The sequence below is a fragment of the Gordonia sp. UBA7860 genome (genome assembly GCF_002500165.1).
Classification (GTDB): Bacteria; Actinomycetota; Actinomycetes; order Mycobacteriales; family Mycobacteriaceae; genus Gordonia; species Gordonia sputi.
On record NZ_DLSO01000014.1, the window covers coordinates 53516 to 78733 of the forward strand.

At 65.3% G+C, this 25218-nt stretch carries 22 protein-coding genes; 11 read left to right on the forward strand and 11 right to left on the reverse strand.

Annotated features, from left to right (window positions below; translation table 11 throughout):
- Window positions 1-338: 338 nt before the first annotated feature.
- Window positions 339-1634 carry an aspartate aminotransferase family protein gene (locus B3T59_RS02150; RefSeq protein WP_287001384.1) on the reverse strand — a complete coding sequence of 432 codons (1296 nt, stop codon included), beginning with the start codon at window positions 1632-1634 and terminating at the stop codon, window positions 339-341.
- Between the two features lie 86 nt (window positions 1635-1720).
- Here B3T59_RS02150 and B3T59_RS02155 point away from each other — a divergent pair, with 86 nt between their 5' ends.
- On the forward strand, window positions 1721-2659 hold the full coding sequence (locus tag B3T59_RS02155; protein ID WP_287001385.1) for a GntR family transcriptional regulator: 939 nt from the start codon (window positions 1721-1723) through the stop codon (window positions 2657-2659).
- Here B3T59_RS02155 and B3T59_RS02160 read toward each other — a convergent pair.
- Together B3T59_RS02160 and B3T59_RS02165 are read right to left on the reverse strand one after the other, a co-directional pair.
- Window positions 2644-3843 (reverse strand): O-succinylhomoserine sulfhydrylase, encoded by a 1200-nt coding sequence (locus B3T59_RS02160; protein WP_064862625.1) that lies wholly within the window; start codon window positions 3841-3843, stop codon window positions 2644-2646. The genes B3T59_RS02155 and B3T59_RS02160 overlap by 16 nt on opposite strands.
- Window positions 3840-4253: a rhodanese-like domain-containing protein gene (locus tag B3T59_RS02165; RefSeq protein WP_287001386.1), complete on the reverse strand. Its 414-nt coding sequence runs from the start codon at window positions 4251-4253 to the stop codon at window positions 3840-3842. The genes B3T59_RS02160 and B3T59_RS02165 overlap by 4 nt, the downstream gene beginning before the upstream one ends.
- Window positions 4254-4535: 282 nt before the next feature.
- Here B3T59_RS02165 and B3T59_RS02170 point away from each other — a divergent pair, with 282 nt between their 5' ends.
- Window positions 4536-6203, forward strand: coding sequence for a vWA domain-containing protein (locus B3T59_RS02170; RefSeq protein WP_287001394.1), 1668 nt, complete (start codon window positions 4536-4538; stop codon window positions 6201-6203).
- Window positions 6204-6211: 8 nt separating this feature from the next.
- The gene (locus B3T59_RS02175) at window positions 6212-7036 is read left to right on the forward strand and encodes a hypothetical protein (RefSeq protein ID WP_287001387.1); all 825 of its coding nucleotides are present in this window, start codon (window positions 6212-6214) and stop codon (window positions 7034-7036) included.
- A 9-nt stretch (window positions 7037-7045) separates the two neighbouring features.
- Here B3T59_RS02175 and B3T59_RS02180 read toward each other — a convergent pair whose 3' ends face one another.
- Window positions 7046-7909 carry a LysR family transcriptional regulator gene (locus B3T59_RS02180; RefSeq protein ID WP_287001388.1) on the reverse strand — a complete coding sequence of 288 codons (864 nt, stop codon included), beginning with the start codon at window positions 7907-7909 and terminating at the stop codon, window positions 7046-7048.
- A gap of 142 nt (window positions 7910-8051) precedes the next feature.
- Between B3T59_RS02180 and B3T59_RS02185 the strand changes: the two genes are divergently transcribed.
- Together B3T59_RS02185 and B3T59_RS02190 are read left to right on the forward strand one after the other, a co-directional pair.
- Window positions 8052-8966 carry a hypothetical protein gene (locus B3T59_RS02185; protein ID WP_287001389.1) on the forward strand — a complete coding sequence of 305 codons (915 nt, stop codon included), beginning with the start codon at window positions 8052-8054 and terminating at the stop codon, window positions 8964-8966.
- A gap of 83 nt (window positions 8967-9049) precedes the next feature.
- Entirely contained in the window at window positions 9050-9916 is an 867-nt protein-coding gene (locus B3T59_RS02190; RefSeq protein ID WP_287001390.1) for a 3-hydroxyacyl-CoA dehydrogenase family protein, read from the forward strand.
- A 23-nt stretch (window positions 9917-9939) separates the two neighbouring features.
- On the opposite strand, the gene B3T59_RS02195 is transcribed toward B3T59_RS02190, so the two are convergent.
- Window positions 9940-10440 (reverse strand): DUF4878 domain-containing protein, encoded by a 501-nt coding sequence (locus B3T59_RS02195; protein WP_005207577.1) that lies wholly within the window; start codon window positions 10438-10440, stop codon window positions 9940-9942.
- A gap of 114 nt (window positions 10441-10554) precedes the next feature.
- Between B3T59_RS02195 and B3T59_RS02200 the strand changes: the two genes are divergently transcribed.
- Together B3T59_RS02200 and B3T59_RS02205 are read left to right on the forward strand one after the other, a co-directional pair.
- Window positions 10555-11595, forward strand: coding sequence for an ABC transporter substrate-binding protein (locus B3T59_RS02200; protein WP_005207578.1), 1041 nt, complete (start codon window positions 10555-10557; stop codon window positions 11593-11595).
- A 148-nt stretch (window positions 11596-11743) separates the two neighbouring features.
- The gene (locus tag B3T59_RS02205; RefSeq protein WP_005207579.1) at window positions 11744-13135 is read left to right on the forward strand and encodes an FAD-dependent oxidoreductase; all 1392 of its coding nucleotides are present in this window, start codon (window positions 11744-11746) and stop codon (window positions 13133-13135) included.
- Between the two features lie 100 nt (window positions 13136-13235).
- Here the strand turns inward: B3T59_RS02205 and B3T59_RS02210 are convergent, their stop codons facing one another.
- The gene (locus tag B3T59_RS02210; RefSeq protein ID WP_005207580.1) at window positions 13236-13784 is read right to left on the reverse strand and encodes a hypothetical protein; all 549 of its coding nucleotides are present in this window, start codon (window positions 13782-13784) and stop codon (window positions 13236-13238) included.
- Window positions 13785-14049: 265 nt separating this feature from the next.
- Here B3T59_RS02210 and B3T59_RS02215 point away from each other — a divergent pair, with 265 nt between their 5' ends.
- The 3 genes from B3T59_RS02215 to B3T59_RS02225 are packed head-to-tail and all read left to right on the forward strand — an operon-like array spanning window position 14050 to window position 17011.
- A complete protein-coding gene (locus B3T59_RS02215; protein ID WP_005207581.1) occupies window positions 14050-15084 on the forward strand; it encodes a FecCD family ABC transporter permease in 1035 nt (344 codons plus the stop codon).
- Complete coding sequence (locus tag B3T59_RS02220; RefSeq protein ID WP_005207582.1) at window positions 15081-16187, forward strand: FecCD family ABC transporter permease; 1107 nt, start codon at window positions 15081-15083, stop codon at window positions 16185-16187. Before B3T59_RS02215 ends, B3T59_RS02220 begins: the two co-directional genes overlap by 4 nt.
- Window positions 16184-17011, forward strand: a complete 828-nt coding sequence (locus B3T59_RS02225; protein ID WP_064904817.1) for an ABC transporter ATP-binding protein — start codon at window positions 16184-16186, stop codon at window positions 17009-17011. Before B3T59_RS02220 ends, B3T59_RS02225 begins: the two co-directional genes overlap by 4 nt.
- Before the next feature lie 22 nt (window positions 17012-17033).
- Here the strand turns inward: B3T59_RS02225 and purT are convergent, their stop codons facing one another.
- Both purT and B3T59_RS02235 read right to left on the reverse strand, forming a co-directional pair.
- Window positions 17034-18701, reverse strand: a complete 1668-nt coding sequence (gene purT / locus B3T59_RS02230) for a formate-dependent phosphoribosylglycinamide formyltransferase (protein ID WP_287001391.1) — start codon at window positions 18699-18701, stop codon at window positions 17034-17036.
- Between the two features lie 112 nt (window positions 18702-18813).
- The gene (locus tag B3T59_RS02235) at window positions 18814-19158 is read right to left on the reverse strand and encodes a UBP-type zinc finger domain-containing protein (RefSeq protein WP_082965504.1); all 345 of its coding nucleotides are present in this window, start codon (window positions 19156-19158) and stop codon (window positions 18814-18816) included.
- An 88-nt stretch (window positions 19159-19246) separates the two neighbouring features.
- Between B3T59_RS02235 and B3T59_RS02240 the strand changes: the two genes are divergently transcribed.
- Window positions 19247-20836, forward strand: coding sequence for a Na+/H+ antiporter (locus B3T59_RS02240; protein ID WP_005207586.1), 1590 nt, complete (start codon window positions 19247-19249; stop codon window positions 20834-20836).
- 3 nt (window positions 20837-20839) lie between these two features.
- Here B3T59_RS02240 and B3T59_RS02245 read toward each other — a convergent pair whose 3' ends face one another.
- From B3T59_RS02245 to B3T59_RS02255, 3 genes are all read right to left on the reverse strand, one after another.
- Window positions 20840-22387 (reverse strand): adenylate/guanylate cyclase domain-containing protein, encoded by a 1548-nt coding sequence (locus B3T59_RS02245; RefSeq protein ID WP_064904822.1) that lies wholly within the window; start codon window positions 22385-22387, stop codon window positions 20840-20842.
- 26 nt (window positions 22388-22413) lie between these two features.
- Window positions 22414-23757 carry an NAD-dependent succinate-semialdehyde dehydrogenase gene (locus B3T59_RS02250; protein WP_287001392.1) on the reverse strand — a complete coding sequence of 448 codons (1344 nt, stop codon included), beginning with the start codon at window positions 23755-23757 and terminating at the stop codon, window positions 22414-22416.
- 215 nt (window positions 23758-23972) lie between these two features.
- Window positions 23973-25218 (reverse strand): adenylosuccinate synthase (locus B3T59_RS02255; protein ID WP_287001393.1); only part of this gene is annotated, 1246 nt, incomplete at its 5' end.

Consider the following 25218-nt stretch of genomic DNA (forward strand, 5'->3'; position numbering starts at 1 on the left):
CGCGGAAAGTAGGGGAAGGATTGTTTCCCCGGGTTCCTGAGCCTTCCCCCGGCTACAACGCGAGCAAACGCACACGAGCCGAGGAAGAATCCCTTCCCCTTAGATTCTGCACGTCGGCCCGGCGCCCAACCACCAGCTCGGCAGCCGGCCCCACGCCCGACGCCGAAACTAGGGGAAAGATCGTTTCCCCGGGTTCCTGAGCCTTCCCCCGGTTGCAACGCGGGGGGGAAAGGCACAAAAGCCGAGGAAGAGTCCCTTCCCCTAGATTCTGCGCGGCGGGGCCCAACGGGTCAGTCCGACAGCCCGGCGGCCCAGCGCCCGGGCGAAAACCGCAGCCCTCAGAGCGACGCCGCGAGCGAGTCGGTCAGGATGTCGAGGCCGTGGTGCAGTTCGTCGTCGCTGATCGTCAGCGGCGGGGCGATCCGGAAGATGCCGCCCATGCCGGGGAGCTGGACGATGTTCATGTGCAGTCCGCGTTCGAGGCAGGCGGCAGTCACCTTGGCGCCCAGCGCATCCGCGGGTGTGCGCGACGCCTTGTCGGTCACGAGTTCGACGCCCTGCAGCAGCCCGCGGCCGCGGACGTCGCCGACCACCTCGACGTCGTCGCGCAGCCCGATCAGTCTCTCGCGCAACTGATCTCCGAGTTTGGCGGCACGCTCGACGAGTCCCTCTCGTTCGATGACGTCGAGTACCGTGAGGGCGACGGTCGCGGCGAGCGGGTCGGATGCATGCGTGGTGTAGAAGAGGAATCCCCGCTCGGCACAACGGTCTTCGATCTCCGCGCTCGTCACGACGGCCGCGACGGGTAGGCCTGCTCCGAGAGTCTTCGACAGCGTGAGAATGTCGGGGGCCACTCCGTCACGCTCGAATGCGTACATCGTGCCGGTGCGGCCGAGTCCGGTTTGTGCCTCGTCGAGGATCAACAACATGCCTCGGTCGTCGCACATCTGCCGCAACCGCGCGAGGTAGCCTTCGGGCAGTTCGATGATGCCGCCCGACGACAGAATCGGCTCGACGATGCACGCGGCGAGCGAACCGTTCGACTGCGTGTCGACGGCCGCGAACCCGTACTCCAGTTCGGCTTCCCAGTCGTAGGACCCGTCGGCGTTGCGGAACGGCGAGCGGTACGCGTTCGGGGTGGGAAGCGTGAAGTTGCCCGGCAGCGTGGGGCCGTAGCCGCGTCGGCCCGCTGAGAAGGTGGCAGCCGCTGCGCCAGAGGTCATTCCGTGCCACGACCGGTCGAACGAGACGATCTCGTATCGGCCGGTAGCGAGCTTGGCCATCTTGATCGCCGCCTCGTTGGACTCGGCTCCCGTGGTCAACAGCACTGTGCGCGTCAGGTTCTCGGGCAGCGTCGTCGAAAGCCGTGAAGCAAAGTCGACGACGGTCCTGCTGAGCATGCCACTGAACAAATGGTCAAGCGTGGCAACCGAATTCGACACCGCCTCAACGATCGCGGGATGCGAATGACCTAGCACGGCACTCATCTGACCCGACGTGAAGTCGAGGATGGCGTTGTCGTCGGAGTCGTAGACGTAGGACCCCGAGGCGCGTTCGATGATGCGCGGCGTGAACGCGGGAATGTAGCGGGCCAGGTGTCGCTGGGCGGCATCCCAGAAGGCGTCGTCTGTCATGGTCGTCCTCAAGATCGGTCGTGCGGATCATCCAACTATGGCATAGTCAGTTAGGACATTCATCTTTTCAGGAGCACACGACCCCGATGGGACCTCAGCCGCCGATCAGCGTCAGCGAGCACTCTGACATGCCCATTTACCGGCAGATCGTCACGCAGTTGACCTTCATGATCGAGATGGGACAACTCGGCGCCGGCGACCGCCTACCCGGTTCCCGGATGCTCGCCGACAACCTCGGCATCAACCGGAACACCGTCGCCAGGGCCTACGGCGACCTGCGCGCGGCCGGACTGGTCGAATCGCGGGGACGCGGCGGGATGGTCGTGCTCGCCGGCACGTCGACCCAGCCGCGGTCCGAAGCACGCGACACTGCCCGCGAGACACTGCAACGCGCGGTCGACGAGTGCCTCCAGCTCGGACTCTCCCCAACCGAAATCGGCGATCTCGCACTGAATCTCGCAGTCACGCAGTCCGATTCACCTCGCGTGTACTTCGTCGAGTGCAACGACGACCGCGCCGACTACTTCGCTGACGAACTCAGCGAGAAGCTCGGCGTTCGGGTCACCCCGCTCGTACTCGATCGCTTCGACCCCGATGCCGTCCCAGCAGACCTGGTACTCACCACGTTCTTCCACCTCGCGCAGGTCCGCGGGTTGATGAGTGATGGTGCCGAGGTGGTGGCCATCGTCGTCGCACCACACATCCGCACGCTCATGCAGATCGCCGACGTTCCGCCCGAACAGAAGGTCGGACTCTGGTACAACACCGCCGAACAGGCTGCGAGCGTAAGGGATTCACTGTCAGCCGCGGGCATCACAGACGTCACGATGCTCGACGGAACGTCCGACGACGAACTCGCCGGACTCGACGTCGTCGTGATCCCCAGCGAGACAGCAGAACTCGCCGACAGACTGGCTCAGCGGGTACGCGTCATCGAGTTCGGCAACGTCCTCGACGACGCGTCGGTGCGCATGGTTCGAGAGGTGTTGCGCGACCTACGGTCGGCGAGTCAGCCGAGCGCCTGATCCAGATCGCCGAGCAGGTCGTCGACGCCCTCGAGCCCCACCGAGAGCCGCACCACCGCATCGCTGAGTCCGATCGCCGCCCGACCGTCCGGGCCCATCGCGCGATGCGTCGTCGTTGCGGGGTGGGTGATGAGCGACTTGGAGTCGCCGAGATTGTTCGAGATGTCGATGACCTGCAACGCGTTGAGCACCTCGAACGCACGTTTCTTGCCGTCGACGCCGTCGCGGTCGTTGAGTTCGAACGTCACGACGGTGCCGCCGCCCGACATCTGCTTGGTCGCGAGATCGTATTGCGGATGCGACGTGATGAACGGGTACTTGGTCCACCGCACACGCGGGTCGGCCTCGAGGAACTCGGCGATGCGCAACGCCGACGCCACCGACGCGTCGACGCGCAGGCGCATGGTCTCGAGTCCCTTGAGTAGTGTCCACGCGTTGAACGGACTCAACGCGGGACCGGTGTGACGCATCAGAGTTTGTACCGGACCATCGATGAATTCCTTGGTGCCCAACACCGCACCACCCATCACGCGGCCCTGGCCGTCGATGTGCTTGGTACCCGAGTAGACGATCACATCGGCGCCGAGGTCGAACCCGCGTTGCAGCAGCGGTGTGGCGAAGACGTTGTCCAACACCACTTTTGCGCCCGCAGCGTGAGCAAGCTCAGATACCTTGGCGACGTCGACGAGCGTCTGCATCGGATTCGACGGCGTCTCGAAGAACACCGCGTCCGCGGGTGTCGACAGCGCCTGCTCCCACTGGTCGAGGTCCTCGCCGTCGACGAAAACCGTTTCGACGCCCCAGCGCGGCAGGATCTCGTTGCACACCACGAAGCACGAACCGAACAGGCTGCGCGCCGCGACGAGCCGATCGCCCGCCTTCAGCAGCGCGCCGAGCGCCACGAACACTGCGGCCATACCGCTCGCCGTCGCGAAGCATGCCTCGGCACCGTCGAGCAGGCGTAGGCGCTCCTCGAACATGGCTGTCGTCGGATTTCCGTAGCGGGAGTAGACAAATCGCTCGTCCTCACCGGTGAATGCGCGCTCAGCCGCTTCCGCGGAGTCGTATACGTAGCCACTGGTCAGGTAGAGCGCCTCGGAGGTCTCGAAGAAGCCAGAGCGAGCCAAGCCACCGCGCACGGCCAAGGTGTCGAAGGAGACGCCTTCTGGCAGATCGTGACTCACGACTGCCTCCACGGAAGATTCGACGCACGCCACCCGACGGCTCCGCGGTGGTCGTTCTCGTCGAGCCCACCTTCGAATCCGTCGAGGACGTTGTACGCCTTGGTGATTCCCGCTGCGGTCGCGGCCTCGGCGGCTCCGATCGAGCGATGACCCGAGCGGCACAGGAAGATCACTTCGTTGTCGTCACGAATACCCGCATCGCGCAGTTCCGCGATGAATGCCTGGTTGGGCGACCCGTCGGGGAAGGTGTTCCACTCGACGAAGACGGTCTTCTTCTCGATGACTTCCAGGTCGGGAACGCCGACGAAGGCCCACTCCGCCGTGGTGCGACAGTCGACCAGAACCGTGTTCGGGTCGGTCTCCAGCCTCTCCCAGGCCTGCTGGGGAGTCAGATCGCCTGCATAGGTCATGCCCTGCACACCTTCCACTGTGGGGAATTCGTCGAATAGTCAGGGTACTCGTGCGCGAGGTGGGCGTGCCTTGCGGCCCGAGCGCTCTCAGGGATCTCGGTGTCGGCCGTCCGCACCAATTCTTGTCGTCTGATCGTGCCAAATCCCCTACTCACCCCGCCGATCGATTCGTCATCACCGCAGCTTGGGCTACTGTCCCGCGGTAGTTGGCCGCCGCTGGCAGGCCCGGCGGGAAGAGAGAGCATGCGTGGCACGTGGGGCGTTCTGTTCCTATCTGTCGTCATGTGCGCGGCGGTCGCGGCGTGCAGCACGACGGGAACTCCGTCTAAGTCCGGAGACACGAGTTCCTCGTCGCCCGTCTCGGTCGGCGAGATCCCGCCCACCGCACTGATTGTTGACGCGTCCGATTCCATGCTCACCTCAGACGCTCCGGGACCACGCATCGATGCGGCCAAGACGGCAGCGAACTCACTTGTCGACTCGCTGCCCAACGATTCACAGCTCGCCCTGATCGCGTACGGAACAGGCACAGGAACATCAGCGAGCGAGTACACCACGGGTTGCCGCGACATCCGCACCCTCGTGCCGCTGGCAACCCTCGACAAGAACCGAGTGCACCAGGCCGTCGACTCCATTACTCCGCGGGGGTTCACGCCCATCGCGGCATCGCTCACCCAGGCTGCGACCACACTTCCCCCCACCGGACCAGCCGCCATCGTGCTCGTCTCAGACGGGGAGGACACGTGCGGGCAACCGCCCTGCCCGGTAGCCCGTTCGTTGGTTGCTCAGCATCCCGACCTCCAGATCTCGACGATCGGTTTCAAGACATCAGGCGAGGCTTCGGATCAACTGCGTTGTGTCGCAGCGGCAGGAGGCGGATTGTTCGTCCAAGCCGCGAACGCAGCCCAGCTACAGGCTCGCCTCTTGGCGACGCAGAATCAGGCGGCGGCGTCGTCGGCGATCAACGGAGGATCGTTGCGCGGCATCGCGATCGGCAACGGCTTGCAAGAGATCCGACAGTCGCACTCCGACTTTCCACTCGGCGGTCGACGCGCCGGAAATCAGACCATCATCGTGTGGCAGGAGTGCGAGTGGGTATTCGACACGACAGGCAGGCTTGTCGAAATTCGCCCGCAGGGAAATGCGCGGACCATCGACGGCGTCCGCGTGGGCGGCACACTCGGCGAGGCCAAACACTTCTACGGCAATCCTGTTGCCACGTCGTCGAATTCAGACGGAACCCGGAACTCGACGTTCGTGGCCGAGCCGGACACCACAACCGGATACCGCATCACCTCACAGGGAGCCGACGACGCGTCGACCATCACGAGGATCGTCGTCTGTGGTTGTGCGCCAAGCTCTTTGGCCACGTCGTCAGCGCCGGCGAGTGAGATCCTCAGACCGTTCACCAAGTCCGGCAACACCACACCCGGGTGGCTCAAGGACGCCACACACAACTCTGGTGGCTACTACGCCTGCACGATCAACCCCGTACCGGGTGCCGCCGAGGCTGGAATATCGTGGTGCTCGGGCTCTTCCGGTATGGATCAGGGTCTGTGCGCACCCTCATTCGACGGCCACAGCCTGCTCTGCGTGACAGACCCGTTCAGCAAGACGGAGTTCATCATCACTCCATCACAGCCACCGACAAGCGACCCCAAACCACCAGCGAATCACATCCCCTTCGGTCTCGAACTCGCCGACGGCACCCGCTGCATCTACGTGGCGTCGCGCGGCGTCGCACCGGGCAATAGCGCGCGCCCCGATGCTGTCGCCACATACAACTGCGGCGACAATCCCTTGCGTCCCACGTCGTACGTCTTCTCGGACAAGAATTCCTATCCCCTGGCGCAGTCCTCCACCGGCTGGACCGCGAAAGTCGGTGGCGCCAGCGGCGAATCGCTCCGAGACGTGGCGATATCCAAGGTCATCTATGTCGGATTCGGATAAGGAGAACCATGCGATCGGTAGCCCTATTCGCCAAGTCGCCGTGGCGTGCCCTGGTTGTCTCGGGCGTCGCCGCTCTCGTCCTGCTCACCACGTCGTGCGATAGACAGATCTCGGGAAATGCCGGCACGGGCACCGACACCCCAGCGGCCGCACCCACGGCATATGTGAATCCGTGCAATGGAGTCTCGGGCACCTGTGAGGTGGTGCGCAAGGTCGACGTCGACGGCGACGGCCAGACCGATGAGGTCGCGATCGCCTACGCGTCCGACCCGGCAAGTCCCCAAGTGGCATTCGGAACTTCGCACGTCACCACTCTCGCGGCGATCAATGGCAACGTTTTTCGCCTCACCGAAGACTTCAACGGCGTGCCGTACACGGCCCCCACCGAGATCTTTCGCGGCGCCTTCGCGATGAGTCGTGCGCAGGGCGCCGATATCGCCCTCCACCTCGCCATGGGCCAGGGAAACCCTGAGCAGTTCGCCGTGATCAGTTGGGATGGAAGCAAACTCGTCGCCCTCCCGCAGCCACCCGACCCCAACCAACAGGCAGCTCAGCGCACACCTAGCATCTGGTATCTCGGCTCGTCGCACGGCAAACAGCAATTCATCAAGTGCAAGCAGCCCGGCGAGATCGCTTTCGTTGATCTCAGTGCCGCAACGCAGGAGGGCATTCCCGTCCCCGGCGGCGGCAGGCGCGAGGAGAACTACTTCGTGTTCAGCGGAGATTCGTGGCAGCCCAACGGCTCGACCAACACAGCGGACAACAGCTTCTCCTACAGTTGGAGTCCGCACACCAACGGGTTCGATTGCCCTGCGCTCGGTACACCAAACTGACAGGAACATTCACTCCGACCCGAGCGCCGCAACGACGGCGTCGAGATCATGGCCGTCGGCACGCCTGATTGCCCATGTGTTCATGGGCATCGCGAGATCGGAGATGGGAAGAAGCGTGAACTCGGTGCGATCGATCGCGCGCATCGACTCCGTTTCCTCTGGAACCAAGGTGAATCGGTCACCGCCGCGGAGCATCAACGCCATGCCGGTGATGGTCGAGTAGCGGTGCGCCGCGTCGACGAGCACACCGAGATCGCGCAGCAGCCGCGTGTACGGCCCGTACCGCAAATCCCAGTGCCGCGGCCCGGACACCAGTGTCATCCCCCGCAGGTCAGCCGTCGTGATCGCGTCGGCCCCCGTGGATCTCGACGCGTCGACTACGGCCACCACTCTCGACGTCGCGAGCAGCGTGCCCACAAGGTCGGGATGGTGTTCGGGAAGATGCGAGATCGCGATATCGATCTCGCCGCCGAGAAGATGCTCCGGCATCTCCAGCGACGGCATCTGGGAAATGATCACCCGATGGGTCTCCTCCACCTGATCGGCGACCGCAGAGATACGTCGACGCTGTTCGTGTGTGAGCTCATCCGGCACGGCAAGCCGCAGGTCCGTGTGGTGGGTCGCGCGCACGGCGGACGGTAGCGAGTCGAGATCTGCGACGACCCGCTCGGCAAGCGGAATCAGCGCCCTACCTGCATCGGTGAGCGCGGTGTGATGCGTCGACCTGTCGAAGAGTCGGACGCCGAGCTCAGACTCCAGCGCCTTGATCCGTTTACTCAGCGGAGGAGCGGCCATGTGGAGCGACTCCGCAGCCCTGGTGAAGTTGAGCTCACGTGCCACGGCGAGGAAGGAACGCAGGTGCATGACATCCATGGAAATATCCAACACTCCAGATCGGGCCTGGTATTTCCCTTCAGGCAACACCGGAGTGTCTGAACTGGTCGTTCCCTTCCGCCCACAACGCTCCTAGCGTGGAGATAAACGAGCTCTCTTCGCTGGCGAATCGGGAGGCATCATGTTCGAGCATCTGTACGTTCTCAATGGCCGCAAGCACTCCATCCTGCGGGTCGACGCGACCGACGGCACCGTCGAGACCGTGACCGATCAGACGGGCTACCTGCCGGACGGGATCGTGACCACGCCCGACCGCATCTACTGGACAACGATGGGCAAGCCCACCCGCGCCGCGGTGACAGCCGGGACCTCGCCCGACGATGAATGGGATTTCAGTGCTCCGAACGGATCGGTGCGCACCTGTGCCCTCGACGGTTCCGGACAGACCGAGCTGGTTCCCGACGGGACCATCACCACCGGCAAGCAGCTCACCGCAGACTTCGACGCCGGCCTTCTCTACTTCTGCGACCGCGAGGGTACGACGGTCTATCGCGTTGCCACCGACGGCACCGCCCTCACCCCGCTGGTCCACAACACCCGAGACGACACCTGGACACAGGAATGCGTCGGAGTCGCGGCGGATCCGGTCGGCGGGTTCCTCTACTGGACGCAGAAGGGCCCGAGCAAGGGTGGTCGCGGGAAGATCTTGCGCGCGGGCCTCGACCTCCCGGAGGGCGAAACCCCCTCCACCCGAACGGATATCGAAGTGCTGTGGCACGACCTGCCGGAACCGATCGACCTCCATCTCGACCTCGACACCAACACCGTCTTCTGGACCGATCGCGGAGCAGCGCCCGATGGCAACACGCTCAATCGGGCGGCGATACCCGACAAGGGTCACGCGGGTGCCACCCCGGAGATTCTCGCCAACGGCTTCGACGAGGCGATCGGCCTGGCCGTCGACACCGACGCCGGGTTGGTCTACGTCAGCGATCTCGGTGGCTCGATCCGGTCTGTCGAGATCGGTCGCGACCACGCCGTACGCGAGATCGTCCATCTGCCCGGCTCGTCGTTCACTGGCATTGCCGGCCGCTGAAAACACCGGGACCTGAAACACGAATCATCCCTGAAGAAGCCTAATATTCACTGCCCCAACATCTCTCGAAAGAAGCACACGCGATGAGCAACTACGCGAAATCACTCGACGACGCCGACACACGGCCGGTGGCCGTCGTCGGAGCCGGCACACTCGGGCGTCGAATCGCCCTCATGTTCTCCACTCGAGGCGGCGAGGTGCGGATCTTCGACCAGAGCGCCGACCAACGTGACGCGGCCGCTCAGTACGTCGATGACACCATCGACGAAACACTGAAGATCATCGGCAAAGGCGTTGCGGGAAAGGTGATCCCGGCATCAACCCTCGCTGATGCGGTTGCAGGCGCGTGGCTGATCGTCGAGGCCGTGCCCGAGCGCCTCGACATCAAGATCCCGCTGTGGGGCGAGATCGACGCAGCCGCAGATGACGACGCGATCTTCGCGACCAACTCGTCGTCGTACGCGTCGTCGACGATGATCGAGAACGTGCAGAACCCAGAACGCATGTGCAACATGCACTTCTACATGCCGCCGACGTCGAACGCCGTCGACCTCATGTCCGACGGCGAGACCGCCCGCGACGTCCTCGACTCGCTTCTCGTCGTGCTACCCGAGTTCGGCATCCACCCGTTCGAAGCACGCAGGGAGAGCACGGGATTCATCTTCAACCGCATCTGGGCGGCCATCAAGCGTGAGTCACTCGAAGTCGTCGCCGAGGGCGTGTCGACGCCACACGACATCGACGAGATGTTCAAGATCAACTGGCACATGCCAACCGGCCCGTTCGCCATGATGGACAGCGTGGGACTCGACGTCGTGCTCGACATCGAAAACCATTACGCCGCAGAGAATCCGAACCTGCCGACCGGTCCACGCGAACTGCTCGAGCGCTACGTCGACGACGGCAAGCTCGGCCGCAAGACCGGCGAGGGCTTCTACACCTACGAGTGACTGCTGCACCTACCAGTAAACCGTCAGCTCTTGCAGAGCTTCCACGTGCCGTCGTCCTTCACCACGACGACGCTCGTGGTCTGCTTGTCGTCGGGCGTCTTGTCGAAGTGCCAGTGCACGCGGGCCGTCGCGCGGTCGCCGTTGACCGTCACGTCGGTGATCTCCGGAATCACGATGCGGCCCTTCGACTCGACCGAGGTCCGGTTCTGACTCACGAACTCCTGCTCGGAGATGAATGAGCTCGACGACGTGTCGGCGGCACACGTCGACTGCTTGAACTTGCCGTAGTCGACGTTGTTGCGCGCGGTGTAGTTGTCGTTGATCGCGAACTGAACCTGACCGGAATCGCTTGCGCGTTCCTCCGCCGGACGCAGCATGTTGGACAACACGACGGCGAGAATCGCCACCACCACGATGACCAGCGCAATCCAGAAGGGCCACGCGTCTTTCCAGGTGCGTGGGCGCTGGTCGTCGGCGTCGAGGTCACTATCGGGGTTTTTGCTGTCGGATGCACCGCTGGCCATGCCAGGCAGTGTAGTTGTCGTCGAATCAGGCCCGCGCTACCCCCGATCCGGACATCTGCGGCACCACATCTCGTAAGGTGACCCTAAGAGCGCCACCTACGAGAGGACCACCCCGTGCCCCATTCACGACACGTCCGCCCACTGCTCGCCGTGTTCGCGACCATCGCGGCGTCGACTCTGGTTCTCGTCGGCTGCTCGGCCCCCGACGAGAACGGCGACGCTGCCAGGTCGTCGGCTCCGGCGGCCGAACCCGGCGCGCTGCCGGTCACCATCGAGCACAAATACGGTTCGACGACCATCTCCACCCAGCCCACTCGCGTCGCCGCGATGGGGGTCGGCGACGGCGATACGCTGCTGGCCCTCGGGATCACTCCGACAACGATCGCGCCGTTCGCCGATCCCACACAGCGCAGCGCCCCGTGGAATGCCGAACTCCTCGGCGACGCCAAGCCGGTGATCCTGCCCAACGTGTCGGCGGAGTTCGGTGCGCAGATCGCCAAAGCGCTCTCGACCAACCCGCAGCTGGTGACCGCGGTCGGCGCGGCACCCACCCGCGAGCAGTACGACACCCTGAGCAAGGCAGTGCCGACCATCGTGCGGCCCGCGCGATACCAGGATTGGCAGGTGCCGTGGGGCGTCCAGACCACCGAGATCGGTAAGGCCGTCGGACTTCCCGACGCGGCGTCGAAGAAGATCGCCGAGTCAAAGAAGCACGTCGCCGATCTGGTTGCCCAACATCCGGAGCTCAAGGGCAAGACGGGTGTCGTGGTCACCGGGTCGACGGACGGTGGTGTCTCCATCTACGGGCCGGGTGACGGGCGTGCGCAGATGCTCGCCGACTACGGACTCAGCTTCCCCGAGTCACTCAAACCGACGATCACCAGCGGCTTCTATGGTTCGATCTCGGCCGAGAGGCTCGACATGCTCGATGCGGCGGACGTGGTCGTCACAGTGGACTGGTCGGGCGCGAATGCCAAGCTCAAGGCCGATCCGACGTGGAACCGCCAGGCGTTCGTGACGCAGGGCCGAACCGTCTATCTCGATCAGCAGGTCGGAAGCGCGATGTCGGTGCCGACGGTTCTGACGGTCCCGTGGGTCGCCGACAAGGCCGTTGCGCCCATCGCCGAAGCGGCAAGTAAGCGTCCGACGAGTTAGCGAGACTACTGAGGTAACCCTCACAGATGATTTTGGTTAGCGGTGCCCAGCGCCTACCGTAGAGGGGATAAGCGTCGACGCTCCACCGCACTCCAGCGACATACCTGGCGCGTCGAGAAACCCCTGAGCACGAGGTAGACGACACTCTATGACTGATCAGAGCCGCCCGCTGCGGGTTGCCATCGTCGGAGCCGGCCCCGCCGGCATCTACGCCGCCGATGCCTTGATGAAGTCCGACACCGCCAAGGATCGCGGCGTCAGCATCGATCTGTACGAGCGCATGCCCGCGCCGTTCGGCCTGATCCGCTACGGCGTCGCCCCCGACCACCCGCGCATCAAGGGCATCATCACCGCGCTGCACAAGGTCCTCGACAAGCCGCAGGTCCGTCTGCTCGGCAACATCGACTACGGCACCGACATCACGCTCGACGAGCTCAAGTCGCACTACGACGCCGTGGTCTTCTCGACCGGCGCCACCGACGACCGCGCACTCGACATCCCCGGCATCGACCTCGACCGCAGCTACGGCGCGGCACAGTTCGTCGCCTGGTACGACGGACATCCCGACTTCCCGCGCGAGTGGCCGCTCGAGCAGGAGAAGGTCGCCGTCATCGGCGTCGGCAACGTCGCACTCGACGTCGCGCGCGTGCTGGCCAAGACCGGCGACGAACTGCTCCCCACCGAAATCCCCGCCAACGTCTACGAGGGCCTCAAGTCCAACAAGGCCATCGAGGTCCATGTGTTCGGACGCCGCGGCCCCGCACAGGCGAAGTTCACGCCGCTCGAGCTCAAGGAGCTCGACCACTCGCCCAACATCGAGGTCGTCGTCAGCCCCGAGGACATCGACTACGACGAGGGCTCGGCCGTCGCCCGTCGCGGTTCCAAGATCACCGACCAGGTCGCGACGATCATCGAGAACTACGCGATGCGTGAGCCCAAGGAAGGCGCGATCCACAAGCTCTTCCTGCACTTCTTCGAGAGCCCGATCGAGATCCTCGGCGAGAACGGCGAGGTCGTCGGCCTGCGCACCGAGCGCACCCAGCTCGACGGCACCGGCAACGTCAAGCCGACCGGCAAGCACACCGACTGGGACGTCACCGCGGTCTACCGCGCCGTCGGCTACCTGTCGGACAACCTGCCCCACATCCCGTTCGACTCGCAGGCAGGCGTCATCCCCAATGAGGCAGGACGCATCTACGACGACGGCTCCCACCTCACCGGCCTCTATGCAACCGGGTGGATCAAGCGTGGCCCGGTCGGCCTCATCGGTCACACCAAGGGCGACGCCAACGAGACCGTCGAGTGCATCATCGAAGACATGGGTAACGGCGCACTGCTCGACCCCGCCAACCCGTCGGAAGACGCGATCATCGAGCTGCTCGAGTCCAAGAACATCCCGTTCACCACGTGGGACGGCTGGTACCGCCTCGACGAGCACGAGCGCGCCCTCGGCGCCGCTGAGGGCCGCGAGCGCGTGAAGGTCGTCGAGCGCGAGGACATGATCGCCGCATCCGAACCGCACAAGGTTCAGAAGGCCTGACGCACAGCGCACCTGACACACGGCACAAAAGAACGCCGACCGGATTCCGGTCGGCGTTCTTTGTGTGAGAGGGAACCGATCGCCAGGCGATCGGGGTGTATCAGTTCTGTGCGGCCTCGACTGCGGCGGCCGGAGCAGCCTGGTTGCCCGCGTTGTTGTTCGACGGCGCGACCTTCTGCGTGTTCGGGGCGGTTCCGTTCTCGCCCTTCTGCTGGTCGACGTTCCACCAGAAGCCCGCGTTGTTGAGAATGTTCTCCGTCTGGGCTCCGATGGTGTACCCGGAGATCGACGACGGGAAGCAGCTACGCCAGGTGGTCTCCGATGCCATGTAGAACTGGCCCGGCTTGAGCACACCTGCGGGCTGACCCTTGATCGCGGTCTTCTTCGTCGGCCCACCGAACTCGGTGACGTTCACGTTGGTCATGGTCGATCCGCCGATGTTCTTCACGCCCATCCAGCGGTGCATGCGCCAGCCGGGAAGGTTGTCCCAGGTGGGACCCCAGCCCTTGAAGTAGCAGTTGACTCCGCCGAAGAGGGCGAGATCGCCGGGACCGGCAGCTTGGGCGGGTGTCGCAGCAGCGACAGAGCCGGCGGCGATACCGCTGGCGGCAGCGACCGCGGCGATGGCGCGCTTCACAGACTTCTTCATGTCGTATGACCTTCCTGATTCACGTGTGTCGTCGTGCGTGTACCGACCTGCGAGCTGTCGACGCACCGGGGGTGCGACTGTGGACGTTCACCCCCGACGGTTCGTCCCGTCTGATCATGCTTATCGGAAACTCACAGGAACTTGTTACCGGCGCTGAACATCTTGCCCGTTTGGCAATCACTCCGTGACATCGGCCCCGCGTCGCGCCGCGACATGAACCCTCGGCCCGGAACCGGACATTCCAACTCAGGTAAGGTTGCCCTTCGTGCGTCGAATATCCGGCTTGTTGGTGATCGTTGCGGTCCTCACCGCGGCGGTCATCGCGTCGGTGATCATCGGCACGCGCAACGTCCCACCTGCGCAAACCTGGGATGCGTTCACCTCAGGCGTCAGTCAGATCTGGAACTCGATCATCCACCTGCGCGCGCCATCGGTCAGCATGCCCGACGACGTCGCGGGCATCGTGTGGGATCTGCGAATCCCGCGAACCGTGCTCGGCTTGCTCTGTGGTCTGGCGATCGGCGCCGCGGGTGCGATCACGCAGGGACACACCCGTAACCCCATCGCCGATCCCGGCATGCTCGGCGTCAACGCCGGTGCCGCGTGCGCTGTGGTGTGCGGGGTCTACGTGCTCGGTATCTCCTCGCCGATGGCGTTCATGGGATTCGGCCTTCTCGGCGCGATCGTCGCGTCGTGCGCGGTCTTCGGCGTCTCGGCACTGACCGGTACCGGCCCGGTCACGCTGATCCTCGCGGGCACCGGACTCTCGGCGATGCTCACGGCGATCACGTCTGCCGTGGTCCTCTCCGATACGGCGTCGCTCGACGCCTGGCGGTTCTGGAGTGTCGGCTCGACGTCCGGGCGCGGCATCGACATCTTCTGGGCGGCACTGCCCTTCGTCATCGCCGGGTTGGTCCTCGCGCTGGCGAGCGGATTCTTCCTCAACATCCTGAGCCTCGGCGATGAGATGACGACGGCGCTCGGCTCACGCGTGCTGGTGATCCGAGCGGTCGGTATCGCAGCGATCACACTGCTGGTCGGGGCAGCGACCGCCGCCTGTGGGCCCATCGTGTTCCTCGGGCTCGTCGTACCGCACATCGCCCGCGCGTTCACCGGGCCCGACTACCGCTGGATCATCCCCTACTCGGCGCTCATCGGAGCGACACTCATGCTGGTCTGCGACGTCATCGGACGAGTCATCGCCCGCCCGGGCGAGGTCCAGGTCGGCGTCGTCCTCGCGATGGTCGGGGCACCGTTCCTGATTGCCATGGTCCGCCGACAGAAGCTGACGAACGTATGACGACCGAGACCACACCCCAGACCACGGCCACTCCGACGCTCGAACGCCGACGTCTCGTCGTCCACATCGGTCCGTCGTCGTGGGTGGTGCGTCCCCGCATGGTCGCGGTGACACTCACCGGACTCGCACTGATGCTGCTGCTGTTCCTGTTGAGTGTCGGTGTCAGTGACTATCCACTGACGCCGCTCGACGTCGCGCGCATTCTGCTCGGTGGCGGCACGCGCATCGAGAACGTCGTCGTGCTCTCGGATTCCCTTCCCCGCGCTCTGGTCTCGGTCTTGGTCGGTTTCGCGTTGGGCGCTGCAGGCGCACTGAGCCAGTTGATTGCGCGCAATCCCCTTGCCACGCCTGACATTCTGGGTATCACGGCCGGGTCGAGCGCTGCCGCCGTGGCCGCCATTGCCTTCGCAAACGGTTGGGGCGCATGGCTTGCCGACATCGGAGTCCCCGCTGCCGCCCTCATCGGCGGTGTCGTGACGGCGATCGTCATGTACATCCTCGCGTGGCCGGGACGCAAGGCCAACCACGGCATCAACCCGCTCCGACTCGTGCTGATCGGCGTCGGCGTGACCTGGCTGCTGCAGGCCCTGACGTCGTTCCTCCTCACCCGCGCCGACATCAAAGATGTTGCCCGCGCACAGGTCTGGCTCGTCGGGTCGGTGTCGCAATCCACCTGGTCGAGTGTGTGGCCCGTCGCGATCGCAGTCGTCGTCGGCATCGTCGTGATCGCGATGATGTCCCGCCAGATCGACGCGCTGTCGCTCGGCCAGGACATGGCGCGCGGACTCGGGGTTCGCACCACCGCGGTGTCGACCACGGTGCTGCTCGTCGCTGTCGGATTGACCGCGATGGCGGTATCGGCAGCGGGTCCCATCGCATTCATCGCCCTGCTCGCACCGCAGATCGGGATGCGGCTGGCCAGGACACCGGTTCCCACACCGCTGCTGGCCGGGGTGATCGGAGCGATTCTTGTGCTCGCCGGTGATCTGTTGTGCCGCACGGTACTTCCCAGTGGACTTCCGGTTGGCATCGTCACCGCGGCGGTGGGCGGACCGTTCCTCATCTATCTCATGGTCTCGATGTCACGGAAGGCGACAGTATGAGCAGACTCGTCGGCCAAGGACTCAGCGTCGGCTACGACGATCGCGTCGTCATCGAGGGTCTCGACGTCGAGATCCCCGACGCCGCGGTCACGACGATCATCGGCCCCAACGGATGCGGCAAGTCGACGCTGCTGCGTGCCATGTCGCGCCTGCTGCACCCGCGCGAGGGCGTCGTGCTTCTCGACGGTGCCGACATCAACCACACCAAGCCCAAAGAGGTCGCACGCAAGCTCGGGATACTCCCCCAGAATCCCGTGGCGCCAGAGGGACTCACCGTCGCCGACCTCGTCGGCCGCGGACGGTTCCCACACCAGAAGTGGTACCAGCAGGCATCTCCCGACGACGAGGCCGCGGTGGCGTCTGCGTTGGAGATGACCGGGACGACGGACCTGGCCGATCGACACATCGACGCGTTGTCCGGCGGTCAGCGCCAGCGCGTGTGGATCGCGATGACGCTCGCGCAGGGCACCGACCTTCTCCTGCTCGACGAACCGACCACCTACCTCGACCTCGCGCACTCCGTCGAGGTACTCGACCTCGTGTACTCGCTGCGCACCGAACACGACAAGACCGTGGTGATGGTGCTGCACGATCTGAATCTCGCTGCCCGCTACAGTGATTCGCTGTTCGTGATGACGGCCGGAAAGATCGTGGCGCAGGGCACCCCCAACGAGGTCATCACAGAAGAATTACTCGACGACGCGTTCGGACTGAACGCGCGCGTGATCACCGACCCCGTGTACGGCGACCCACTGATCATTCCGATCGGAACCCGCAGTGCGCGAACCGAAGTCGGCTCGTCCGCAGGTGAACTGTCGAGCTGACCTCTCGAGCTGAGAGCTCGAGCTAGTTCGACGACCGACCGGGCGTCACCGGGCGACCATTCGGCGCGGCGGAGTGCGGCGCGGGTTGGCGCGACGGGCGAGGCGCGGGCTGCTGCGGTCGCTGTCCGGCCACGGGCGGACGCTGCGCCCCCGCCGCGGGCCGCTGTTCCGGCGCGGGCGGACGTTGGTCTGCCGCGGGACGCTGCTGTGCTGCTGGAGGGCGCTGCCCTGCCGCCTGCGGGCGCTGCTGTGCCGACGGCGGACGCTGCTGTGCCGACGGCGGACGCTGCGCGGCGGGCTGAGGACGTTGCCCCACAGGAGGTATCGGCGCCGCGGGCGGGCCGGGAGCACGAAGCGGCACCACGACGCCGCGTCGAGCAGGCCTGCCGGGAACGGGCGTGACGATCGACGCGGCCCGAACGGCACGTTCACGGGCGGTGGCGACGTCGTCGGCGGTTGCGGTGACCACGCCCATCCTGCGGCGGCGGAAACTCTCGGGCTTGCCGAAGAGTCGAATGTCGGTCTCGGGCAACGCAAGTGCCTGCGCGACGTACTCGAACCCGATCCCCTTCTCGTCGAGCTGGCCGTAGATGACGGCCGACGCCCCCGGCGACGCGAGCGTCACGTCGACCGGCAGGCCCAGGATCGCTCTGGCATGCATCTCGAACTCCGAGAGTCGCTGCGTCGCCATGGTGACGAGTCCGGTGTCGTGCGGGCGTGGAGAGACCTCGGAGAAGTACACGTCGTCGCCCTTGACGAACAGTTCGACGCCGAAAATGCCACGGCCACCGAGGTTTCCGTCGCCCATCGCCGTTGCGATACGTGCGGCGATCGACGTCGCGGCACCCAGCGCGAAGGCACTCATCTCGTGCGGCTGCCAGCTCTCGACGTAGTCGCCGTTGACCTGACGATGCCCGATCGGCGCACAGAAGTGCGTCACCAGTCGGCCGGTCGCGGGGTCGATCGCCCGCACCGTGAGCAGGGTGATCTCGTAGTCGAACTCGATGAAACCCTCGACGATGACACGCTCACCGGCAACTCGTCCGCCGGTCGTCGCGGTCCCCCACGCCTTGTCGATGTCCTCCGGACCGCGAACCACGGTCTGTCCTTTGCCCGACGACGACATCACCGGCTTCACCACGCACGGGTATCCGACCTGTTCGGCGGCAATCGTCAGCTCGTCGTGCGAACCGGCGAACAGATACGGCGACGTGGGCAGGCCCAGTTCTTCGTCGGCGAGGCGTCGAATTCCCTCGCGGTTCATCGTGGCCATCACCGCGGAAGCGGTGGGGATGACCTCTGCGAGTCCGCGGCGCTCGATGGTCGCCAAGGCGTCGGTGGCGATGGCTTCGATCTCGGGGACGACGTATGCGGGCGAGTACTTCTCGACGAGGCCGATCAGCGCATCGCCGTCGGTCATATCTATCACCTCGGCGTGATGCGCGACCTGCTGCCCGGGCGCACCCGGGTAGCGGTCGACAGCGATCACCTCGACGCCCAATCGCTGGAAGCCGATGATCAGCTCTTTGCCGAGTTCTCCGGCGCCGAGCACCATCACCCTTGTGGCGGTCGGCGACAGTGGCGTGCCGATGATGTCGGGCGGCCCCACGGTCGGCTGCGCGGGCGACACATCAGGTGTCGCCGCGCCGGTGGCGTGGTCGTCCGCGCTACTCCCGTTGATCGAGGTCATGGGAGCAATCTTACGTGCCGGATTTGCGCCGACGCGCCCCATCTCCCCGGTACTCATTCACTCGAACTCATCCCCGCGCACCCGACCGCCGCCTCAACACATCAGTCCGTGGTCAACCCATGACCTCGTGGATGTAGCACCAGCGCCAGCGCTCGCCCGGTTCGGCCGACCGCATGACGGGGTGGCCGACGTCGTGGAAATGGGCGGTCGCGTGCTGACGCGGGCTCGAATCACAGCAACCGACGTGGCCGCACTCGAGGCAGATACGCAGATGGGCCCAGTGCTGCTCGCCGAGTTGCATGCAGTCTTCGCAGACGCTGATGTCGCCGTGGGCGGGACCTGGGTCGGCTGCCGCGTCGATTCCGATCTCCGCGAGCTCCGGACATCTGGCCTCGACGCCCCCGGATTCGCCACGGGGGTCACCGGCACGGGTACGTGATCGACCGAACAAACGCATGCCACCTATTATCCCCGACGCCATCGCCGGGGACACCCGGCGACTTGATGATCGCGTCAAAGTCTCGAACTCGGGCTAGGTTTGCGCAGTGAGCGCTTCTCTTCTGCTGGTCGGGGTGCTGTCGGTGGTGATCGCGGCGCTGTCACGGCACTACAACCTGTCGGCGCCCCTGGTTCTGGTCCTCGCCGGGCTGGCGATCGGGTGGATACCGGGCCTGTCGGCGGCCGAACTCGACCCCGATTTCGTCCTGTTCGTCATTCTGCCGCCACTGCTCTACTCCGCGGCGCAGGACAGCTCTTACCAGGAGATCCGCGCGAATCGTCGTGCCATCGGCATGCTGGCCATCGGTCTTCCGCTCGCCACCGCGGTGGTCGTCGGCCTTGTGGCGTACGCGTCGGTGCCGCATCTGCCGCTGGCCGCCGCGCTGGTCCTCGGTGCCATCGTCGCGCCGCCCGATGCGGTCTCTGCCCAGGCGATCGGGCGCAGGGTCGGGCTTCCGCGGCGGATCATGACCCTTCTCGGCGGCGAGAGTCTGCTCAACGACGCGACAGCGCTCACCGCACTCCGGGTGGCACTCGCTGCCGCGGTCGGTGCGACGACGTCGGTGTGGGACGGCATCGAGACGTTCCTGCTCGCGGCGATCGGAGGTGTCGTCATCGGCCTGCTGATCGGCTACCTCGTGTTTCGCGTCCGCGACTGGCTGAGCGACCCGACGATCGAGACGGCCATCGGGCTCATGGTGCCGTTCGCGACCTACTTCGTCGCGGAGGAACTGCACACCTCCGGCGTGATCGCCGTCGTCGTCGCGGGGCTGTTCATCGGGCAGCGGTCGGTGCGCGTCGGCTACGCGACACGACTTCAGGACGAAGCCGTCCGCAAATCGATCGACGCACTCCTCGAGGCGTTCGTCTTCCTGCTGATCGGCCTGCAGTTGCCCGATCTCATTCGCGGACTCGCAGGGCAATCCTGGCTCCACATCGCATTCGACGCCGCAATGGTCCTGATCGCCACGATCCTTGTGCGCTTCGCATGGGTGTACCTGTTCACGTATGCGTCCCGACTGCTGCCGGGAGTTCGACGACGAGAACCTCCGCCCAAACCGTCGTGGCTGTTCGTCGTCGGGTGGTCGGGCATGCGCGGCGTCGTCTCTCTGGCCGCGGCGTTCTCCATCCCCCTGACAACGGAGTCGGGCGAACCGTTCCCCGCCCGCGCGGAGATTCTGTTCCTGACCTTCGTGGTGGTCGTCGGCACCCTGCTGATCCAGGGTGTCAGCCTGCCGTGGGTGATCCGACGTCTCGGTGTCTGCGACAACGACGACGCGACCGACCGGCTCGCATACGCAGCAGCACAGGATCGGGCATCACGGGAGGCCGAGGCCTACCTCGACACGATGGCATCAGACATCGGCGATCACGACCCGCGACATCTCCAGGTGGCGATGCTGCGCAAATGGATTACCACACAACGCAATACGGCATGGGAAGAGCTCGGGCGCGGCCCCGAGGACATCGGCGAGAGTCCGACGGCAGCCGGAAACCGCATGCGCAGCAAGATGCTTGCGATCCAACGAAAGGTCTTCATCGACGAGCGCGACGCCGGGCACATCGACGACGAGGTGCTGCGTACCGCGCTGCGTCGTCTCGACTTCGCCGAGGGCACCAACGACCGCGAGGCGTAACGGTCAGTCGTCGACCACCGCGGCGTAGACGCGCGTCTCCTCGGTGCGTCCGCGCAGCGACGTCGTCTCCTGCTCCTCCCAGTGCGCCGCTTCCTGTGGGTTCGCGACGTCGACGGTTCGCCCGGATGCCAACGGACGACGTGGATCTCGCTTGGCGAGTTCGGAAAGTCGGGCGCTCTCGTTGACCGGGTCGCCGATGATCGTGTACTCGAAGCGCTCGATCGCCCCGACGTTGCCGGCGACCGCAGGCCCGAATCCGACGCCGATGCCCGCGGAGAGTTCTGGTACCCGACGCTCGAGTTCCCGAGCGATCTCGCGGGCGGTACACAGCGCGGCGCCCGCGGCGTCGTCGAGGTCGATCGGTGCCCCGAAGATGGCGAGCACGGCGTCGCCCTCGAACTTGTTGACCAGTCCGCGCTGTTGCTCGACGGCCCGCACGATCACCGCGAAGAAGCGGTTCAAGATCTCGACCACCTCCGTCGGAGATCGTTGCGCGGCCAGCGTCGTCGAACCGATCACGTCGACGAACAGAGCCGCGACCGTGCGTTCGGTTCCGCCGAGTGCGGGGTCGGAGCTCAACGCCGCTTCGGCCACCTCACGACCCACGTGGCGGCCGAACAGATCTCGCATCCGCTCGCGCTCACGCAGGCCACTGACCATCGAGTTGAAGCCCACCTGCAGGTCGCCGAGTTCGGTGCCGTCGTAGACGACGAGGTCGACGTCGACATTGCCCGCCTGCACCTTGTTCATCCCGTTGCGGACACTCCGCAGCGGACCGGTGACACTCGTCGTGGTCAGCCACGTCAGGAGTAGTCCGGTACCGAGTGAGATCACCGCGAGCACGAAGACTCCGACGAAGAGGTCGAGCTTGCTGGTGTCCTTGCGGAACGCCCCGAATGACACCAGAAGCAGGATGCCGACGATGGGCGTCGCCGACCCGACGATCCACGCGACCACCGCGCGAGACAGCACGCCCGAACGCTTGCGACGTCGGTAACCCGCACTGATCAGATCCGCGGATACCGGTCGCAGCGCGAGCTCGATCAACAGGTACGTGACACCGACGACCACGGCACCCGACAACCCGATGACGAAGAACATCTTCGGGATGAGCATCGGGCTCTGGATCCCGTACATGATGGTGAACATCACGACCGCTCCGAGCCAGAGCGCGGCCTGTAGTCGCAGCAGCCTGCCCGCGACGCGCCTCGTCCGGCGTGCGTCGGACTTGGTCGGTGGCTGTCGTCGAATCGCCCACCGCAGGTCGCGGGTGATGGTGTAGGTACCCCAACCGATTCCGATGACGAACGCGAGCGCCACGTAGATCGGCACCGCGATGTAGTTGATCCACCACATCTCCGGCGCGAACGTCGACGGTTCGGGGATGCCGACGGACGACAGCGAGATGGTGACGACAGCACCGACGAAATTGGAGAGGACGATGGACCCGGTGAGGATCGTCTGGATACGAACGCGCCGTTTGGTCGGACCGTCGCTCGCCGACCCGAGCAGGACCGAGCCGTAGTCGCGTTCCCCCCTGCCGCGGATCATCCACCTACTGTGTCACAGGCAGCGAGTCAGCTGATCCGGATCATCTTCTTGTTGACGAACTCGTCGATGCCGAAACGTCCGAGTTCGCGACCGAAGCCCGAACGCTTCACGCCACCGAACGGCAACTCCGCCCCCTCGGCGCCGACGGCGTTGACGAAGACCATCCCGGCCTCGATCTTGTCGGCGACGCGTAGCGCCTGGTCGGCATCGGTGGTGAAGACGTACGACCCCAGACCGAAGGGAGTGTCGTTGGCCAGTGCGACGGCGGCGTCTTCACCCGAGACCTTGTAGACGGTCGCGATCGGGCCGAACAGCTCCTGCTTGGCGACGATCGAGTCGGGGTCGACGCCGGTCAGCACGCCGGGCGGGAAGTAGGCACCCTTGCGTTCTCCTGCCAATTCGAGGCTCGCACCGGTGGCAACCACCGAGTTCACCTGCTCCTCGAGACGCTCGGCGGCAGCAACCGACGAGAGCGGAGCCAGCCCCTCCCCTGCGGCCTTGACCTTCTCGGTGAACTTGACGATGAAGTCGTCGTAGACGCTCTCGTCGACGATGAAGCGCTTCGCGGCGTTGCACGCCTGTCCGGTGTTCTCGAATCGTCCGTCGATCGCGGCCGACACCGTTGCGTCGAGGTCGTCGGTGGACAGCAGGATGAACGGATCCGACCCGCCGAGTTCGAGGACGACCTTCTTCAGGTTGCGACCCGCGACCTCTGCGACGGCAGCACCTGCGCGCTCCGATCCGGTCAGCGAGACCCCCTGCACACGCGGGTCGGCGATCGCCTCGGCGATCTGCTCATTGGTGGCGTAGACGTTCACGTACGCGCCGGCCGGGTACCCGGCGTCGAGGAAGATCTGTTGCAGAGCGGCAGCCGATTCGGGGCACTGCGGGGCGTGTTTGAGCACAATTGTGTTGCCCAGCACCAGGTTTGGACCGGCGAAACGCGCGACCTGATAGTAGGGGTAGTTCCACGGCATGATGCCGAGCAGCACACCGACAGCGCTGCGTCGAATGAACGCCGACCCCTCGCCCTCGAGCAGCGCGATCGGCTCGTCTGCGAGGAACTTCTCGGCATTGTCGGCGTAGTACTCGTAGATCGCGGCGCTGAACTCGACCTCGCCGACGGACTGGTCGTACGGCTTGCCCATCTCGCGGACGATGATCTTGGCCAGCTCGTCCTTGCGCTCGGTGTGCAGTTCGCCGACGCGTCGGATCAGTGCGGCCCGCTCGGCGACCGTCGAGTTCTTCGACCACGTCGTGAACGCATCCGACGCCGCGGTGATCGCCGCCTCGACCTGCTCATCGGTGGCGGTCGGGTACTCCTTGACGACGTCGCCGGTCGCGGGGTCGACGACTTGGTACAAGCTCATTGCGATTCTCCTCGTCTGCACGCACGGCCGCTCGGCCGACTTCATCTACGAATGTAGTAGTCGACGAGGTCGCGCGCTGAGTGAATCGACAATTCTAGGGCGCTTACGTTGCGGAATCCGCAACATTCTCACTCAAGCAGTTCACTTTTCGGCGAAACCCGCGTCCGTTGGTGACGGATTCCGCACAGTCCGGCTCTTCTGCTCACCCGCGCTCGTCAGATGATGGCCCGACGGACGATCGTCTGGTCACGGCCGGGGCCGACGCCGATGCACGAGATGTGCGCACCCGAGAGCTCCTCGAGCCGCAACACGTAGTCCTGGGCGGTCTTCGGCAGGTCGTCGAACGTCTTGCACTGTGAGATGTCCTCCCACCAGCCGGGCATGTACTCGTAGACCGGCTTGGCGTGATGGAAGCCGGTCTGGGTCATCGGCATCTCGTCGACGCGCTCGCCGTCGACCTCATAGGCCACGCAGATCGGGACGCGGTCGAGGCTGGAGAGCACGTCGAGCTTGGTCAGGAAGTAGTCGGTGATGCCGTTGATGCGCGTCGCGTAGCGGGCGATCACGGCGTCGAACCAACCGCAACGGCGGGCGCGGCCGGTGGTCACACCGACCTCGCCGCCGGTCTTCGCGAGGTACTCGCCCCACTCGTCGAACAACTCGGTCGGGAACGGACCCGAGCCGACGCGCGTGGTGTAGGCCTTCAAAATGCCGAGCACCGTGGTGATCTTGTTCGGTCCGATACCCGACCCGACAGCGGCGCCGCCTGCCGTCGGATTCGACGACGTCACGTAGGGATACGTGCCGTGGTCGACGTCGAGCAGCGTGCCCTGCGAGCCCTCGAGCAGCACCGTCTCGCCACGTTCGAGCGCCTGGTTCAGCAGGAGCTGCGTATTGGCGATGCGATGCTTGAAGCCCTCGGCCTGGGTGAGGACCTCGTCGACGACCTGCGCGGGTTCGAGTGCGCGACGGTTGTAGATCTTGACCAGGATCTGGTTCTTGAGTTCGAGCGCGGCCTCGACCTTCTGCGCGAAGATCTTCTCGTCGAGGACGTCGGCCGCACGCACGCCGACGCGCGCGATCTTGTCTTGGTAGCAGGGCCCGATGCCGCGGCCCGTCGTGCCGATCTTCTTGTTTCCGAGGAACCGCTCGGTGACCTTGTCGATCGCCACGTGATAGGGCATCAGCAGGTGCGCGTCGGCCGAGATCATCAGGCCGGTGGTGTCGACGTCGCGGTCCTCGAGGCCGCTCAGCTCGGTGAGCAGAACCCCGGGGTCGACGACGACGCCGTTGCCGATGACGTTGTTGACGCCCGGCGTGAGGATGCCCGAGGGGATCAGGTGCAGGGCGAACGTCTCACCATTCGGGAGAACGACGGTGTGACCCGCGTTGTTGCCGCCCTGGTAGCGGACGACCCACTGCAGCTTCTCGCCGAGTAGATCGGTCGCCTTGCCCTTGCCC

Excerpts from the sequence above, each read along its gene's own strand:
- B3T59_RS02150 (WP_287001384.1), bottom strand. The coding sequence starts at position 1,634 with ATGACAGACGACGCCTTCTGGGATGCCGCCCAGCGACACCTGGCCCGC.
- B3T59_RS02155 (WP_287001385.1), top strand. The coding sequence starts at position 1,721 with ATGGGACCTCAGCCGCCGATCAGCGTCAGCGAGCACTCTGACATGCCC.
- B3T59_RS02165 (WP_287001386.1), bottom strand. The coding sequence starts at position 4,253 with ATGACCTATGCAGGCGATCTGACTCCCCAGCAGGCCTGGGAGAGGCTG.
- B3T59_RS02170 (WP_287001394.1), top strand. The coding sequence starts at position 4,536 with ATGTGCGCGGCGGTCGCGGCGTGCAGCACGACGGGAACTCCGTCTAAG.
- B3T59_RS02175 (WP_287001387.1), top strand. The coding sequence starts at position 6,212 with ATGCGATCGGTAGCCCTATTCGCCAAGTCGCCGTGGCGTGCCCTGGTT.
- B3T59_RS02180 (WP_287001388.1), bottom strand. The coding sequence starts at position 7,909 with ATGGATGTCATGCACCTGCGTTCCTTCCTCGCCGTGGCACGTGAGCTC.
- B3T59_RS02185 (WP_287001389.1), top strand. The coding sequence starts at position 8,052 with ATGTTCGAGCATCTGTACGTTCTCAATGGCCGCAAGCACTCCATCCTG.
- B3T59_RS02190 (WP_287001390.1), top strand. The coding sequence starts at position 9,050 with ATGAGCAACTACGCGAAATCACTCGACGACGCCGACACACGGCCGGTG.
- B3T59_RS02195 (WP_005207577.1), bottom strand. The coding sequence starts at position 10,440 with ATGGCCAGCGGTGCATCCGACAGCAAAAACCCCGATAGTGACCTCGAC.
- B3T59_RS02205 (WP_005207579.1), top strand. The coding sequence starts at position 11,744 with ATGACTGATCAGAGCCGCCCGCTGCGGGTTGCCATCGTCGGAGCCGGC.
- B3T59_RS02210 (WP_005207580.1), bottom strand. The coding sequence starts at position 13,784 with ATGAAGAAGTCTGTGAAGCGCGCCATCGCCGCGGTCGCTGCCGCCAGC.
- B3T59_RS02220 (WP_005207582.1), top strand. The coding sequence starts at position 15,081 with ATGACGACCGAGACCACACCCCAGACCACGGCCACTCCGACGCTCGAA.
- B3T59_RS02225 (WP_064904817.1), top strand. The coding sequence starts at position 16,184 with ATGAGCAGACTCGTCGGCCAAGGACTCAGCGTCGGCTACGACGATCGC.
- purT (WP_287001391.1), bottom strand. The coding sequence starts at position 18,701 with ATGACCTCGATCAACGGGAGTAGCGCGGACGACCACGCCACCGGCGCG.
- B3T59_RS02235 (WP_082965504.1), bottom strand. The coding sequence starts at position 19,158 with ATGCGTTTGTTCGGTCGATCACGTACCCGTGCCGGTGACCCCCGTGGC.
- B3T59_RS02245 (WP_064904822.1), bottom strand. The coding sequence starts at position 22,387 with ATGATCCGCGGCAGGGGGGAACGCGACTACGGCTCGGTCCTGCTCGGG.
- B3T59_RS02250 (WP_287001392.1), bottom strand. The coding sequence starts at position 23,757 with ATGAGCTTGTACCAAGTCGTCGACCCCGCGACCGGCGACGTCGTCAAG.